At 63.4% G+C, this 15,138-nt stretch carries 11 protein-coding genes; 5 read left to right on the top strand and 6 right to left on the bottom strand.

What is annotated here, in order from left to right; all coding sequences use genetic code 11:
* Window positions 1–167: 167 nt before the first annotated feature.
* Window positions 168–1,631 (bottom strand): hypothetical protein, encoded by a 1,464-nt coding sequence (locus JL2886_RS18365; protein WP_065273316.1) that lies wholly within the window; start codon window positions 1,629–1,631, stop codon window positions 168–170.
* Window positions 1,632–1,888: 257 nt separating this feature from the next.
* Between JL2886_RS18365 and JL2886_RS18370 the strand changes: the two genes are divergently transcribed.
* On the top strand, window positions 1,889–2,641 hold the full coding sequence (locus tag JL2886_RS18370) for a WecB/TagA/CpsF family glycosyltransferase (protein WP_065273317.1): 753 nt from the start codon (window positions 1,889–1,891) through the stop codon (window positions 2,639–2,641).
* Here JL2886_RS18370 and JL2886_RS18375 read toward each other — a convergent pair.
* Window positions 2,638–3,705 (bottom strand): glycosyltransferase family 2 protein, encoded by a 1,068-nt coding sequence (locus JL2886_RS18375; RefSeq protein ID WP_065273318.1) that lies wholly within the window; start codon window positions 3,703–3,705, stop codon window positions 2,638–2,640. The genes JL2886_RS18370 and JL2886_RS18375 overlap by 4 nt on opposite strands.
* A gap of 182 nt (window positions 3,706–3,887) precedes the next feature.
* Between JL2886_RS18375 and JL2886_RS18380 the strand changes: the two genes are divergently transcribed.
* Entirely contained in the window at window positions 3,888–4,856 is a 969-nt protein-coding gene (locus JL2886_RS18380; protein WP_065273319.1) for a glucokinase, read from the top strand.
* A 54-nt stretch (window positions 4,857–4,910) separates the two neighbouring features.
* Here the strand turns inward: JL2886_RS18380 and JL2886_RS18385 are convergent, their stop codons facing one another.
* From JL2886_RS18385 to JL2886_RS18395, 3 genes are all read right to left on the bottom strand, one after another.
* The gene (locus JL2886_RS18385) at window positions 4,911–8,282 is read right to left on the bottom strand and encodes a translocation/assembly module TamB domain-containing protein (RefSeq protein WP_082996182.1); all 3,372 of its coding nucleotides are present in this window, start codon (window positions 8,280–8,282) and stop codon (window positions 4,911–4,913) included.
* A gap of 107 nt (window positions 8,283–8,389) precedes the next feature.
* Window positions 8,390–10,201 (bottom strand): autotransporter assembly complex protein TamA, encoded by a 1,812-nt coding sequence (locus JL2886_RS18390; RefSeq protein WP_065273320.1) that lies wholly within the window; start codon window positions 10,199–10,201, stop codon window positions 8,390–8,392.
* Between the two features lie 167 nt (window positions 10,202–10,368).
* Window positions 10,369–11,598 (bottom strand): urate hydroxylase PuuD, encoded by a 1,230-nt coding sequence (locus JL2886_RS18395; RefSeq protein ID WP_065273321.1) that lies wholly within the window; start codon window positions 11,596–11,598, stop codon window positions 10,369–10,371.
* Between the two features lie 139 nt (window positions 11,599–11,737).
* On the opposite strand from JL2886_RS18395, the gene JL2886_RS18400 reads away from it, so the two are divergent.
* The gene (locus tag JL2886_RS18400) at window positions 11,738–12,673 is read left to right on the top strand and encodes a LysR family transcriptional regulator (protein WP_065273322.1); all 936 of its coding nucleotides are present in this window, start codon (window positions 11,738–11,740) and stop codon (window positions 12,671–12,673) included.
* Window positions 12,674–12,685: 12 nt separating this feature from the next.
* Here the strand turns inward: JL2886_RS18400 and uraH are convergent, their stop codons facing one another.
* Complete coding sequence (gene uraH, locus JL2886_RS18405; protein WP_065273323.1) at window positions 12,686–13,042, bottom strand: hydroxyisourate hydrolase; 357 nt, start codon at window positions 13,040–13,042, stop codon at window positions 12,686–12,688.
* A 182-nt stretch (window positions 13,043–13,224) separates the two neighbouring features.
* Here uraH and puuE point away from each other — a divergent pair, with 182 nt between their 5' ends.
* The gene (puuE, locus tag JL2886_RS18410) at window positions 13,225–14,640 is read left to right on the top strand and encodes an allantoinase PuuE (protein ID WP_065273324.1); all 1,416 of its coding nucleotides are present in this window, start codon (window positions 13,225–13,227) and stop codon (window positions 14,638–14,640) included.
* Window positions 14,637–15,125 (top strand): ureidoglycolate lyase, encoded by a 489-nt coding sequence (locus tag JL2886_RS18415; RefSeq protein WP_065273325.1) that lies wholly within the window; start codon window positions 14,637–14,639, stop codon window positions 15,123–15,125. The genes puuE and JL2886_RS18415 overlap by 4 nt, the downstream gene beginning before the upstream one ends.
* Window positions 15,126–15,138 lie beyond the last annotated feature (13 nt).

Raw genomic sequence — 15,138 nt, forward strand, 5'->3', positions numbered from 1 at the left:
GCTGGGCTGAATTCAGTCAAAACCTCGGAAATAAGACTTCCGAAATCCTGATTGCCCAAGGCCAGAGTGATCGCCATATGCGGCCAAGCTATGAACGGATGGTGACCAATTACGCCGGAAACGCGATAAAATTGAGGCAGCAAGGGCAAAAGCTTGCAAAGCGTCTGTCACAAGACACTGCGTGGCCCCGGAGCCTGTTCCGACGTTCCAATGGCTTGCTGTCGGTCAAACAGGCTGCGCTTACTGCGAAACACGTCCGGATTGCGCAGGCGTTCGGCATATCCCAGCACAGAGCCTGCACAAAGCCAGGTGATCGGGATGAGTGTGTCATTCAACAGCATATCGGCCAATGTGGCGGCTAGGATCAGGGCGATCGGTGTTGCATAGGGGGAGAACGCGTGGCCCCGGTGGCGGCGCATTTCCCAAGCGAGGAGAAAAATCGGCAAGGTCAGCATGCCCATTTCGGCAATGTAACCGAGCCAGCCAAATGCGCCGAAAGTGATGATCCAGCGCCCGTCGGGCACAGATATGATCCGGCCGGTTTCCATGTCGCGCACCAGATTGCGCCCCCAGCCCCCCCAGCCGAACCAGGGCTTTTCGGCGGCCCGCTCCAGCATCATCGCCTCGTTGTGGAACCGGTAACCTAGGGACTGTGCCCGCTCGGTGCTGATTGCCTCTGCCTGTGCCAGAATGGCGTCGGTTGGAATAAGACCCTGGTTGCGCAGCATCGGATAGGTCACCGCGATCACCGCAATTACCATCGCCAGACGCATTTGCCAGCGGGCCGGGGCCAGGGCCACAACCGGCACGATGGAAAGCCCGTAGGCAAGCGAAGCCAGGCTCTTGCACAGGTAGAGCACCCCAAAGAGATAGACAGCGGCGAGGGCGAATTTGGTCCGTTCCCGCTCCTGTGCGGCCCGGGCAAGTGCGACAGCTGCAACAATGGAGGTAAAGATGAAGAAGGCCAGCCACAGCGCATGCGGCAGGAACACGATGGGACGAAATCCGCCCTGCCGCATCATCTGGCCGAAATCGTGCTGAAAAAATCCATAGATCCAGATGTTGAGCTGGGGACTCAAGCGGATCTCGAACAGCGACGGAATACTATAGGCCAGACCGGCCAGGCAGAGGGCCAGCAACAGTTCCTTCTGTCCCGCTTCGCAGGACAGATAGCGTCGGGCCAGCAAAAACGGCATCAGCACTATGATCTGATTGATGATCACTGATCCCAGATCACGCCAGCGCAGTCCAGGTAGCATATCGGTCAGAAAGACGATCGGGCCGGCCCCTTCAAGCACCTGAAACAGAACGGGATCTTTATTCGTCATGACCGTCGGGATGACGCATAGGACAAACAGGATTGTCAGCGCACGAGCCAGCGGATGGCGCGGCCACAGCGGCACAGGCTTGCGCAACAGCCAGACGCAGAGGCCAAAAGCGACGACCGAAGGGATCGTGAACTTGTCCATGTCCGGTACCAGCGGCAGGTCGAACTCGGCCAGGGGCGGCAGCACAAGATAGCCACCGATGAAACACCACAGGATTGCCCGTTCCAGCGGCAGCCGCAGGAACAGCAGCAGGCTGACCAGCGGCCAGATCAGCAGCATCATATTGGCCAGGGCGTTGGGCATCGGCGTTCGGGACTCTCGATGGTGACGATCACAAACGATCAGTAATGGCCTGTTTTATAGACCTTACCTGTCAAAGTTTACGTAAACTTGGACCTCGTGTCCCGCTGAAATGCGAAATCGGGTAAACGGATGGCAACAATGCCACGTTTACCTATGCGCACCCCTGCCGGACTGGTCTAGACGCGGGCAGACGGGTAATCAGTCCTTTGCAGACTGGATTTATAGGCAGGGTTTGCAGACAGGGATGAGGCGGACTGGTGTATTTCGAGTTTCAAGGCACACGGATTGAGGTCAACATCGCGGACCGGCCCCGGTTGGAGGATGAGGTCCTGTCGCGGTTTGCAAGTGGCGAGGGCTTTGCCCTTGCTACGGTCAATCTGGATCATCTGGTCAAACTGGAAACAAGTGCCGATTTCCTTGCCGCCTATGCGGCGCAGGATCTGGTTGTTGCCGATGGGCGTCCGGTGGTCTGGCTGTCACAGCTGGCGGGCAGACCGGTTGAGCTGATGCCGGGATCGGACATGGTGCTTCCCCTGTGCAGGCTGGCCGCAAAGGCTGGGGTGCCGGTGGCGTTGGTCGGCAGCACTGCCGAGGCGCTTTCGGATGCCTCCGCTGCGCTGACAGCCAAGGTGCCGGGACTTGATCTGGCATGGTGCCATGCGCCCTCTGGCGTGTTCGATCCGGCGGGCCCCGAGGCGGCAGAGATCCTGCGCAACTTGGATCAAAAGGGAATTCGCCTGTGTTTCCTTGCGCTTGGTGCGCCAAAGCAGGAGCTGCTGGCGGCGCGCGGGCGCGAACTAGCCCCGGGCGTCGGGTTTGCTTCGGTCGGTGCGGGTTTGGATTTTCTCGGCGGGCACCAGCAACGCGCGCCACTGTGGATGCGCAAACTGGCACTTGAGTGGCTTTGGCGGGCGCTCAGCAGTCCGGGTCGGATGGTGCCCCGTTATCTGAAATGCTTTGCCATCCTGCCCCGCCAGATCCGGCGCGCCCTGCGCATCAGACGCAGCTAGTCGCCCTCAGCCGAGGCCCGGATGTGTTGACTATAGTCCTCTGACGCGATCAGAAACCCCTTGTCCTGCAGAGTGGCGATATCGGGTGCCTGCAGTGCCGCCTCGGACCACAGCGACAGATCGGGGTTGCTGGACAGAACCGACAGGCGCAATTGGTCCTCACCATGGGCGATGGCCGCCTCGGCAACGGACTTGCGGTCGCGCGCCAGGCTGTCGTTGGCGAATTTATAGTGCCTAAGCAGCCCCGTCATCGGCGCCAGTGTCACCCCGGTGGCGGCATGGGGATGCACGCCCGCCTCAACCCCGGGACCGACAAAGACCAACGGGTGTTTCGTCAGGCAGCAATGCTCGGAAAACACCTTGGCCCGCACGCCGCCAAACAGCACTCGCAGCGGCTGCGAACCGCCCGCGGCGATCCGGTTCTGGTTCAGGAAGTAGGACAGCCCGGTGTCCGGCGCGTCATAGTTATAGGAGGTAATCGCGCTGAGGTCGCACCAGCTGAACCGGCGCAGCACCTCGGGGTAGGGCATGTCCGCAACCTCGGCCAAAGGCTCTTTGGGGAACATTTCCAGCATCTGCGCCATCATGGCAGTATATCCGCGCGTGGACATGTAGCGGGTCAGCCCCTGAAGCCCGACCTCGGCGCGCCCTTCGAAATCAAAGATCTCGTCCATATCCACGATCAGGCACCAGCGGTTGTGCGCATAGCGCTGTGCGGCATAGCTGCGGAACATGTTCTCGAACTGGCCCCAGGGCAGGCGCGATTGCAGGATGGCGGTGCCCGGTCTTTCGCGGATCCGCGCAATGGTGTCATCCTCCGAGCCGTTGTCGAAGAACACGAAATGGCGGATGCCAAGGCTGCTGTAGTGATCGAAAAACGCGTCGAGGTAATAACTCCCGTCACGCACAAGGGCGATCAGGGTGACCTCATCCGGGGCTGCAAAGACGCCGCGCGGCCCGTGCAAGTGACGCAGCGAGGACAGGAACCGCATCCGCTGATAGGTTCGGCCGAGCCGTTTGCGCAGCCGTACAGAGACGGAGCTTGGTTCGGCACTGTCCTTCATTTGCATCTGTTTCCTTCAGCTTAGGTGCGGCCAACCTAAGGCGAGGGCCGTATCTGCGGCAAGATGTGTTTGCCGATCCCGGCACGGGCAATGGTTGCGCCAACATTTGCATTTTGCTATTCGATGCGGCAGCTTAAAATAACAGCACCCGACAACCGGGGCGCCCGAGGAGGCTGACAGGAATGGCATCGGATCTGACCGTATTGGTGGGGGATGTTGGGGGCAGTAATACGCGGCTGGCTCTTGCGGGGCCGGAAATCGGCGTGACAGGGCTAAAACATTTCCCGAACGACAGCTATTCCAGCCTGGATGAGGTTCTGGCCGCCTATTGCGCGCAGCCGGGTTTGCCGCCGTTGCAGGGCTGCTGCCTTGCTGTGGCTGGGCCGGTCTACGGTGGAACCTATCGGCTGACCAACCGAGACTGGCATGGCACGGCGGCGGGGCTGGCTGAGAGATTGCCGCTGGAGCCCGGTGGCAGGGTCGATGTGGTGAATGACCTAGCCGCCCTTGGTCATGCGCTGCCGGTGCTGATCCCCGGACAGCTGTCCTCGCTGCGCGCTGGGCGCCAGCAGGGAGAGCAGGCACTGGTGGCCGGTGTCGGCACCGGCTTCAATGTCTCGCTTTCGGCCGGTGGGAACACGATCGAGGCGGAACTGGGTCACGCCAGCCTGCCGGATCCGCTGGCGCAGGAGTTGGCACGTCTTCTGGGGCGTAGTCCGGAGGAATTCCCCAGCGTGGAAGAGCTGTTTTCCGGTCGCGGACTCGTGCGGCTGCACCGCGCCCTTGGCGGCGATCCCTCCGAAGGCGGGGCAGAGATCGTTGCCGCCTTTCAGGATGGCGAAGAACACGTCGCGCAGCGCAGCGTGCCTGCCTGGGCGCGGCTGCTTGGGCTGTTGGCCCGCGAACTGGTGCCTGCCTATATGCCGGGACAGGGGATCTTCTTTGCCGGTAGCGTCGCCCGCGGGGTGCTTGGCACCGGTGCGCGCGGTGATTTTCTGGCGGCCTTTGCCGAACCGGGGGGCAAACTTGCCGCGCAATGCGCCACCACGCCCCTGTGGCTGATCACCGATGATGCTGCTGGCGTCAGCGGCACCGCCCGCTATGCCATCGAAGCAGCGCAGCGCCGGGGTGCCGCACCCGTTCGGGCGTAATCGGTCGGCTACCAACGCGGAGCGGAGAGTGTTGCCGGGCGCGGCACCTGCCTGTCAGTAATCACGTTTGAAAAACAGGCCCAGACCGGATTCGCCTTCACTGTCGACCTTTCCGCTCACCGTCAGGCTTTTGGACAGGTCAAGATTGATGCTCAGCTCGCTATCGCCGCGGGTGTTCACATCCACATCGGTATAGACGTTCTCGGAGATATAACCGCCCAGACCCAGTCGCCCGGCGCCAAGGCTGTCCAGGCCGACTTCGGCATCATCCGCGCCGGTGCTTTGGCGCAGAGTGTCCTGAGTTTGCCCGCCCCGACCGCTCAGCTGCAGGGCCGAGGCCGCCAGCCGGGCCAGTGCCAGCGGCGACAGATCCTTGATGTTATCCCCAAAGAGCAGCAACGCCAGGGCTTCTTCGCTGGGGCGGGGCGGCTCGGAGGTGACCTTGATTTCCGGTGCATCGATCAGGCCCGAAATCTCCAGCGTGGCGCTGCCCTGTTCCGTCTGCGCCGAGGAGCGGAATTCAAGATAAGGAACCAGGTTGCCCAGCAGGGTGATCTGTCCTTCGTCCAGATCCAGACGCCGCCCCAGAATGTCGAAGGTGCCGCGGATCAGGCCGATTTGACCGGCGGGTGAGATCCGCGCTGTGCTGCCCCGCAGGTGAATGCGTCCGCCCAGTTCGGCGCGCAGGCCGCGCCCACGGGCAAAGATTTTGCCCGGAGCATCGATCACTACGTCCAGCGCAATGTTCGAACGGCCCGCGCTGCCGCCCGTGCTTTGCGCCGATGTGATCAGCCCGGCGCGGGCGCGGGTGGCATTCACGGCGCCAGAGGCCCCGATATGAGAGATCGGCGGGATTGGCGCCGCAGTGACCGAACCGCCAGTGGCGTTGAGGTTGATATTGGTTTCACCCACGTCGATGCGCCCGGACAGGCGGCTGTTGCCGGTGAGCGCGCCGGTGAGGGCCAAGCGGCCGTTCAACTGGCTGTCGTAGCTCAGATGATCGCTCATCAGCAGATCAAGGATCTCAATGCTGAGGTCTGCATTGAACGGCGCCGCCAGAGCCACCGGCCCGGAGACGCGCAGGCTGCCGCTGTCGCCGGGGCTGGCGGAAAGTTGCAGCAAGGCGCGCGCCTGCTGCAGGGTCACGGTGGCGTTGATATCATCGACGCGCTGTCCCGCCGATGGCAGGGCCAGCGTTGCCCCAGACGTGGTGATCGTGCCCGTAATGCTTTCCAGTGCGGGCGGGCCTTTCATGGCCAGATCGAAGCGGGCCGCGCCCTTGGTAAGGTTGGGCTTGATGAAGGGGTTCGCCCCCTCCAGACGCAGCTGACCGGTGGCGGCGATATCGGCCGCGCCGCTGGCCTCGCTAAAGGTGCCGGAGAGATCGGCGCGGGCCTCTGCAGGGGCTGTGGCACTGGCATTGATGCTCCAGACCCCGTCTTTGCGCTGCGCCTCGCCCTTGGCGGCCAGGACGCCCGGCAATTCCGGTACGAACCGCTGCAATTCGTTGAGCGCCGCATCAAATGTCAGATCGGCGCTGCCATCCAGCTGCACGGACCCTTCCAGATCCGCACGGGAGGAATGCGGTCCCTTGAGCCGTGCCTGGCCCGACAGGATGTCGCCATCGCGGGTCAGGTACGCCGCAAGTTCCAGCGTTCCGGGCACCTCTGGCACCAGCTGTTCCAGCTCCAGCAGGCGGGCGGTGAGGGAGAGCCGTCCGGCGGCGCTGTCCAGACTGCCGCTGGCAGTGGCAGACAGGGCGCGGCTATCTAGGTTGAAATCGTCAATCCGCAATCCGTCTGCGCCGCGCGCGGCTACAAGTTTCAGCGTGGTAGGACCGGTCATCAGCGCATCCAGCTGGGCGATATCCGCGCTCAGGTCCTGCGCCTGCAGGTTCAGATCCACGTCAAAGGCGCCGGAAAGAGGCGTGAACTGCCCGGTGAACAATGCCTGCACCGCGCCGCCCAGCGGGCGGCCCGCCAGAGCAGAGAACCGTGACAGGTCGCCAGCACCTGCACTGAGGTCCGCCGACACCCGGAGACCGCTATCGAGGCCGGAAAACTTGGCGTCGCCTGCGGCGCGGTAGTCGGAGCCGCTCAGCGTCAGGCCGGTCAGCGACAGCGCATCCGGCCCGTCTGTGGTGAGAGTGGTGACAAGCTCCAGTTCGCTACCGGTTGCCTGTGCCAGCGCCGGATCGCGCGGCGCGAAATCGCGCAGGGCCAGACGTAGATCTCCGACAAGACCTGCCGGGCCGGTGTCATCTGCTGCGCTCTTGAGGGTGCCGGAGCCGTCAAGGCGGAGTTCCCCAAGGCGCATCTGCGGATGGCTGAGTTGGCTCACCGTTCCGGCGACGCTCCAGGCGCCATCGGTGGTCTTGCGCGCGGTGAGATCTGCCCCGGCAAGGGTCGTTGCCGCGCCGGGGACGGGCAGGACGACGGCGGCTTCTCCTGACGGGGGCCGGATTTGGACCTTCAGGTTGGCGGTATCAAGGTTGCCGGTGGCGCCGGTGGCAAGCGCGCCGGTCACGCGCAGGGCACGGGTGCTGAGCGCGAGCGTATCAAGCGCGACACCGCCTTCGGCCCCGGTCTGACCACGTGTCACCAACCGCAGGCCCGGACCAAAGAAGGGGCGGTAGTCGGGCAAGAGAAGCGGATCGATATCGCCGCCCAGATCAGCCGAGAAGGCGATCCCGCTGGGGCCTGCGTCCGGTTCGCTCTCGGCATCCTGCAGCGCAGCCAGAACGACCTGACCCGAAAGACGTTCCTGTCCGTTGCTGCTGAGCGCGATATCCGCTTTGAAATCAGTGACCGGGCCACTGCCCTTTGCGGTGAGGCCAAGGGTCGGGCGACCGGGAAGAGCCAGAACGGTGGAGAGCAAACCGCCTGCGGCCTCGGTCAGGGACAGGTCCAGATCAATTTGGCGGGTCTGATCGGAATAGCCCGCCACCAGCGACAGCCGGTCGCCGGGCTTGTCCAGCCGCGCCGTTTCCAGCCGGGTCTGCAGCGCGCCATCGGCCAGGCTCAGTGCCCCCGTGACGGAGAGGCTGGCGGATTGGCCCAGCAGGTCTTCGCCCAGATCCACCCGGCCTGCGCGGATCTCGCCCAGTTCAATCGCGACGGGCAATTCGGGCAGGCGGAGTGGGGTGGCTTCCGGGGTGGGCAGCTCCGGGTCTGCGGGCACCGGTGTCGGGCTGCGAACCACGGTGATGCTCTCGGCGCTGAGGCTGTTGACCGAAAACCGCCCCTGCAGAAGGGCCAGCCGGTTCCAGTCCAGTTTTGCCTCTTCGATGGTGAGCCAGATGCCATCATCATCCGCGACGGTCAGCCGTTCGATCGTGGCTTGTGAGGACAGGGCGCCAGTGAGGCCGGTCACGGTGATATAGCGACTGTCGGCAGACAGGGTGTCTTCGAGGAACCCCACCAGCATGCCGCCGCTGTCGCTTTCTGTTTCCTGAGCGCCGGAGGGACCGACAGCAGCGGTGAGCGACAGGGCCGCAGCCAGGCAGCTGCCGCGCGTGAGGGTGCGGGTACTGGTCAAAACGCCTGTCCTATGCCGATGTAGAGTTGTGGCCCGTCGTCGCTGCCGCCGGTCACGGGATAGGCGAGGTCGACCCGGATCGAGCCGATGCCCGACACGTTGTAGCGCAGGCCCAGCCCGGCGCCCGAGTGGCTGGCCGAGTCCGACGACACGAAGCTATCCGCATCGACATAGGCGTGGTCGTAAAAGCCGACGAGTGAGATTTTCTCTGTGATGCGGCCGCGCAGTTCCGCGGACAGGGCCAGATAGCCCCGGCCGCCTGCGGTCTTTCCTGCGACGGGCACGCCGAGGGATTGATATTCATGCCCGCGCACCGACCCGCCACCGCCGGAGAAGAACAGCAGCGTCGGAGAGACCCCACTGTGCGAAGGACCAATGACCGACCCGAGTTGCGCCCGCCCGGCCAGCACGATCCGGTCATCGGCGCCAAACCCATGATAGGTCCGGGCATCCAGCGTGATCTGCGCCCCGGGATCGCTGCCATCGACACCAAAGAAGGGCGTAAAGCGGCCACTCAGGAACCGGCCCCGGGTGGGATCCACCGTGCTGTCGCGTCCGTCGTATTCGGCCCGCAGGCTGGCGAAAGCATATTTGAAACGCCGTTTGCCAAAGGCGTCCGTGGCGAGGATGGAATCGAAGCCGACGGTTGCTTCGGCGAAGAGCGTGTCGGAAAACACCCGCCGAACCCCGATGCCGCCCATGCCATGGGTGGCGGTGAAATGCTCCTGATCCAGACGCTCGGCTTCGGCCAGGTAGAAAATATTGTCATCGGGGCCGAGCGTGGCAGGCCTGTCCAGACGCACAGCGATGCGCCCGTCGATATCGCTGCTGCCGCCGATGCCGCTGACGCGGGCCTCGAAGCGTAGTTTTTCGGCAGCGCCGAACAGGTTGCGGTGCATCCAGCTGGTGGTGAGCGTCACCCCCTCGGTGGTGCTCAGCTCGGCGCCGAAGGTCAGCCTGCGGGGCGGCATGTCTTCCAGCGTTACGTTCAGATCAAGCGTGCCATCGGTGTTGGCGCGCTCGGCCTCTTGCAGCGAGACCGAGGAGAAGGCCCCGGTGCGGCGAAGGCGCGTCGCGGATTTCGACATCAGATCGGGGTGATAGACTTCGCCTTGCGGGAAACCTGCGATCTTGCGGATGGCGTCTTCGCGGACGGCGCTGGGGCTGAGAATCGTGGTCTTGCCGAACCGCAGCTGCGGACCGGGCTGCAGCCGCAGCCGGGCGTTCAGCGTGGCGCTGCGATGATCTGCGGTGATGTCCTGCCCGCCAAGGGCGACCTTGGCATGCCCCTGTCGCCGCCAGGCACGGATCCCGGCATTGGCTGCATCGCGGATGGCACCGGTGCTGGCGGGGGCGCCGCTGGTGAACTCGTCCGACAGGTCCACATCGCTGGTCTTGGGCCAGGGACGAACCTCGGCCGCGCCAAAGGTGAATCTGCGCCCCGGTTTGACCGAAATCTCGATCCGGTCGATGCGGCTGGGCGGTGTTACGGGATCAATCGCCGCTGCCTCGCGCCCATCAAGGCGAATATTAACCACCGGCGCGAAATAGCCCGCATCATACAGAACCTGCACCATGGTGCGGTAATCCGACAGCGCTGCCGCCAGAAGATCCTGAACGTCGCTCTGATCCCCGGTGGCCAGAACCGCAGAGGCGCCTTGCAGACGCGCGGTCAGATCATCCGGCGCACCGGGAGCGACCAGCAGGGTTTCGGCGGCCTCAGCAGGAGCGGACAGCAGGCAGCCGCAGACCAGCAGGCCCGACGCCAAACGCCGCAAGGCAAAGCGTGATTTCGGTTTTGAGTACATCAAGGCTCCGGGCAGCGGCAGGGGGCGGGCGTGCCCCCCTGTCGGCGGAAAACCTAGCACAGCAACAGCCGAGGTAAAGCCGGGATAGGTATCATCGCAGGAGCGGATCGGGCAGGTGGCGGATTGGTGCGCACATATGCATGCCGCCCGCCATCAGAAGGCGCGGATCACATCTGCGCGGCCCGGAACCAGCGGCGGATCGCGGCACGGTCTTCGGGTTCCATATAGGTGATATTGGCCGGGGGCATGGCATGAGTGACGCCTGCCTGCAGGTAGATTTCGCGGGCGCGGCGGGCCACGTCGCGCTCGGTTTCCAGAACCACGCCCTTGGGCGCTGTGCGGATGCCGTCCCAGAAAGGTTCGCGCGCGTGGCACATGCTACAGCGGCCCATGACGATCTCATGCACCTCTTCGAACCCTGCGGCCTCTGCCATCACCAGGGCGGTGCCTTGGAGTGCCGCCTCTTCCTCAGCATCGCCTTCGTGCTCCAGCCCGGCAGTGGACAGGATGATCACCCCGAGGAACAGCAGGAACGTGGCCAGCCAGGTCCAGGTCGGGTTGCCTGCATTGGCGTGGCGGGTGTTGAAATAATGCCGGATCGTCACCCCCATCAAGAATACCAGCGCCGCGATCAGCCAGTTGTATTCACTGGCAAAGGCCAGCGGATAGTGGTTCGACAGCATCAGGAAGATGACTGGCAGGGTCAGGTAGTTGTTATGGGTCGAGCGCAGTTTGGCGATCTTGCCGTATTTGGCATCGGGGGTGCGCCCTTCCTGCAGGTCCTTCACCACGATGCGCTGGTTCGGCATGATGATGAAAAAGACATTCGCGGTCATGATGGTGGCGGTAAAGGCCCCCAGATGCAGCATCATGGCGCGGCCGGTGAAGACCTGATTGAGCCCCCAACCCATGGCCACCAGCAGTACGAACAGCAGTACCATCAGCAGGGTAGGGCGTTCGGCCAGGCCGGATTTGCACAGGCGGTCGTAGACGAGCCAGCCAATCGACAAGGTGGCGGCAGAGATCGCGATGCCCTGCCACAGGGAAAGATCCGCCTTGGACTGGTCGATAAGGTAAAGCTCACCCCCGGCCCAGTAAACCACCATCAGCAGCGCAAAGCCGGAGAGCCAGGTGGAATAGCTCTCCCATTTGAACCAGATCAGATGCTCCGGCATCTCGGCCGGGGCCACCAGGTATTTGCGGATATGGTAGAAACCGCCGCCGTGCACCTGCCATTCCTCGCCATGGGCGCCGGGGGGCAGATCCGCCGCCTTGCGCAGGCCCAGGTCCAGCGCGATGAAGTAGAACGATGAACCGATCCAGGCGATCGCGGTGATCACATGCAGCCAGCGGATGGCAAAACCCAGCCAATCCCACATCATCACGAGTTCATACATGCGCAAACGCCCCTGTTGTCATAGTTCTCTGGTCTCAGTCCGGTCACTGGCCCTTACCCTAGGCAAGGGCGACATTCTTCGGTATTGCAGATAAAATCCAAGCTGTATCAAAAATTCTGGAATAATATCGGCCCCGTCCATGTCTTACCTCGACAATATCCGCACCTTCGTGCGTGTCTACGAACTTGGCTCCATGTCGGCGGCGGGGCGGGATCTGCGGATCTCTCCGGCTGTTACTTCGGCACGGATTTCCCAGCTTGAGGATTATCTGGGCGTTCGTCTGTTCCAGCGCACCACCCGCAACCTGACCGCGACCGAGCAGGGGCAGGTGTTCTATAGCGGCGCGGTCACAGTGCTGGACGCGGTGGACCAGGCCGAGGCGAAGGTGATGCACCTAACGGATGCGCCGCGCGGCACGCTGTTCGTAGCGGCGCCTCTGGGAGTGGGGCGGCGACTGGTTGCGCCTGCGGTGCCGGAATTCCTGGCGAGCTATCCTGAAATCAACCTGCGCCTGCGACTATCGGACCGGGCGGTGGATCTGACCACCGAAGGGCTGGATCTGGCGTTTTTTCTGGGGCAACCCGAAGACAGCACCCTGCGGATCCGCAAGATCGCCGATTGCCGCCGGGTTCTAGTTGCGGCGCCGGAGTATATTGCTCGCTGTGGCATGCCAAAGGACGGGGCGGCACTGATCCGAGAGGGGCACAATTGTCTCAACCTGCGCTATCCCGGCGCCAGTGAGTTTCAGTGGATGCTGCAAACTCCGGAGGGGCCGCAGCGTTTTGCCGTCTCCGGGCGCTATGAATGCGATGATGGCGATGTGCTGACCGACTGGGCTCTGGCTGGTAAGGGGATCGCCCTCAAACCCGTGTTCGAGGTGGCGCCGCATCTGGAGGCCGGGCGGCTGGTGCCGGTTGCAACCGCGACGCCGCCGGTACCGGTGCAGATGGCCTGTCTCTACACCCACCGGCGCCATCAGGATCCGAAAACCCGGCTGTTCATGGATTTCATGACCGAGCGTATGGCGCGGGCGATGCGCCAGACCGAAACGGGCGCCGAGGATCCCGGCGCCTGACCGATGCGGCGTTCAGCTGCCACGGTAGGTGGAATAGCCATAGGGCGATAGCAGCAGCGGCACGTGGTAATGGGCCTCTGGATCGCTGATGCCAAACCGGATCGGCACGACGTCGAGGAACAGCGGCTCCTCCGTGGTCTGACCGGTGGCGCGCAGATAGCCGCCTGCGTCGAACTCCAACTCGTAAGTGCCGGTCGCAAACTCCCCCTGTGGCAGGATCGGGCTGTCGGTGCGTCCATCCGCGTTGGTCTGCATCTGCGCCAGCTCGGTCCGGGTGCCACCCTCGACACGATAAAGCGTGATCGAAAGCCCCTCGGCCGGGCAGCCGCGGGCGGTATCCAGAACATGGGTGGTAAGGTATCCGGTCATTGGCAGTTCCTTCGCTATGTCTGTTCTTCCTGCACTAAGCGCGAGAGTTGAGCAAATGGCGCCGGATTGACAGTGTTTTCGGGAAATTTTGATAAAAGGGCCAGGTCTTCTGCCATTATAGAGGTTATGCTTGCGGTTGCCTGCCAAAGTGGCGGGCGACATCAACAAAGAGACAGCAGACCATGAACAGATACCCGCGCAATATGATCGGCTATGGCGCCACCCCTCCGGATGCAGCCTGGCCGGGCGGTGCGAAGGTCGCGGTGCAATTCGTGCTGAACTACGAAGAAGGCGGCGAGAATTGCGTGCTGCACGGGGATGCCGGGTCTGAAGCCTTCCTGTCGGATATCGCCGGGGCCGCACCCTGGCCGGGGCAGCGGCACTGGAACATGGAGTCGATCTACGAATACGGCGCCCGCGCCGGGTTCTGGCGGCTGCACCGGATGTTCACCGGCGCGGATATCCCGGTTACCGTCTATGGCGTAGCCTCCGCGCTGGCCCGCTCCCCGGAGCAGGTGGCTGCGATGAAGTCCGCCGGGTGGGAGATCGCCAGCCATGGGCTGAAATGGGTTGAGCACAAGGACATGCCCGAGGCGGAGGAACGCGCCGCCATCGCCGAGGCGGTGCGCCTTCATACCGAGGTGGTCGGAACCCGCCCGCGCGGCTGGTACACCGGCCGCTGCAGCGCCAACACCGTGCGACTGGTCGCCGAAGAAGGCGGGTTCGACTATATCTCGGATACCTATGACGACGATCTGCCCTATTGGCTCGAGGTCGGCGAGCGGGACCAGCTGATCATTCCCTATACGCTGGAAGCCAACGACATGCGCTTTGCCACCGCGCCGGGCTACATCACGGGCGAGCAGTTCTTTCAGTATCTGAAGGACGCCTTTGACGTGCTCTATGCCGAAGGAGAGGCCGGAGCGCCCAAGATGATGTCGGTGGGTCTGCATTGCCGTCTGATAGGCAGGCCCGGCAAGGCCGCAGGGCTGAAGCGGTTCCTTGATTATATCCAAGGGTTTGAGGGCGTCTGGTGTCCGCGCCGGGCCGATATCGCCGATCACTGGGCAGAGACCCACCCGCACAAGCGCTACACACGTCCGAGCCAGATGGAGCGGGAAAGCTTTGTCGCGGCCTATGGCGGCATCTTCGAACATTCCCCCTGGATCGCCGAGCGCGCCTTTGATCTGGAGCTGGGACCGGCGCATGACACGGCACTGGGGCTGCACAATGCCTTGTGCCGGATGTTTCGCTCCGCCAGTGAGGCTGAGCGTCTGGGCGTGTTGACCGCCCACCCGGATCTGGCCGGAAAGCTGGCCGCCGCGAAACGCCTGACCGCAGAAAGCACTTCAGAACAGGCCAGCGCCGGGCTGGACGCGTTGACTGACGCTGAGCGGGAGAGCTTCACGCAGCTCAACACTGCTTATGTGGAAAAACACGGTTTCCCCTTCATCATCGCCGTGCGCGATCACGACAAGGCATCAATCCTGGCGGCCTTTGAACGGCGGATCGAAAACGACCGGGATACCGAATTTGCCGAGGCCTGCCGTCAGGTTGAACGGATTGCCGAATTTCGCCTGAAGGATCTCCTGCCATGAGTGAGATCATCGAGATCACGCCGATCAGCGCCGAGGCCTTTGCACCGTTCGGGGATCTGATCGACATTTCCGGCGCGCCCGACAAGATCATCAATCAGGGCCTCTGCGGGCGTTATCACGACCGGGCAAAGATGGATTTTGCGGACGGGCGCGCGGGCCTCAGCCTGTTCAACGCCGAGCCGCGCACCCTGCCGATGCGGCTGGAAATGGTGGAGCGCCACCCGGAGGGAAGCCAGGCCTTTATCCCCATGGGGGGGCAGGGTTTCCTTGTGGTTGTTGCCCAAGATTTGGGCGATGCGCCGGGCAGGCCGCTGGCTTTTGAGACAGAACCGGGTCAGGCCATCAATTTCCACCGTGGCACCTGGCACGGCGTGTTGACGCCGCTGTGCGAACCCGGCCTCTTTGCCGTGGTGGACCGGATCGGTCCCGGCGCAAATCTGCAGGAACACTGGTTCGATACCGCATATGAGGTGAGGCGCCCCTGACGGGCGCCTCGTC

It is taken from the genome of Phaeobacter gallaeciensis (assembly GCF_001678945.1).
GTDB lineage: Bacteria > Pseudomonadota > Alphaproteobacteria > Rhodobacterales > Rhodobacteraceae > Phycobacter > Phycobacter gallaeciensis_A.

Excerpts from the sequence above, each read along its gene's own strand:
- uraH (WP_065273323.1), bottom strand. The coding sequence starts at position 13,042 with ATGACCGGATACCTTACCACCCATGTTCTGGATACCGCCCGCGGCTGC.
- puuE (WP_065273324.1), top strand. The coding sequence starts at position 13,225 with ATGAACAGATACCCGCGCAATATGATCGGCTATGGCGCCACCCCTCCG.
- JL2886_RS18380 (WP_065273319.1), top strand. The coding sequence starts at position 3,888 with ATGGCATCGGATCTGACCGTATTGGTGGGGGATGTTGGGGGCAGTAAT.
- JL2886_RS18415 (WP_065273325.1), top strand. The coding sequence starts at position 14,637 with ATGAGTGAGATCATCGAGATCACGCCGATCAGCGCCGAGGCCTTTGCA.
- JL2886_RS18390 (WP_065273320.1), bottom strand. The coding sequence starts at position 10,201 with ATGTACTCAAAACCGAAATCACGCTTTGCCTTGCGGCGTTTGGCGTCG.
- JL2886_RS18365 (WP_065273316.1), bottom strand. The coding sequence starts at position 1,631 with ATGCCCAACGCCCTGGCCAATATGATGCTGCTGATCTGGCCGCTGGTC.
- JL2886_RS18375 (WP_065273318.1), bottom strand. The coding sequence starts at position 3,705 with ATGAAGGACAGTGCCGAACCAAGCTCCGTCTCTGTACGGCTGCGCAAA.
- JL2886_RS18385 (WP_082996182.1), bottom strand. The coding sequence starts at position 8,282 with ATGCTGGTGGGGTTCCTCGAAGACACCCTGTCTGCCGACAGTCGCTAT.
- JL2886_RS18395 (WP_065273321.1), bottom strand. The coding sequence starts at position 11,598 with ATGTATGAACTCGTGATGATGTGGGATTGGCTGGGTTTTGCCATCCGC.
- JL2886_RS18400 (WP_065273322.1), top strand. The coding sequence starts at position 11,738 with ATGTCTTACCTCGACAATATCCGCACCTTCGTGCGTGTCTACGAACTT.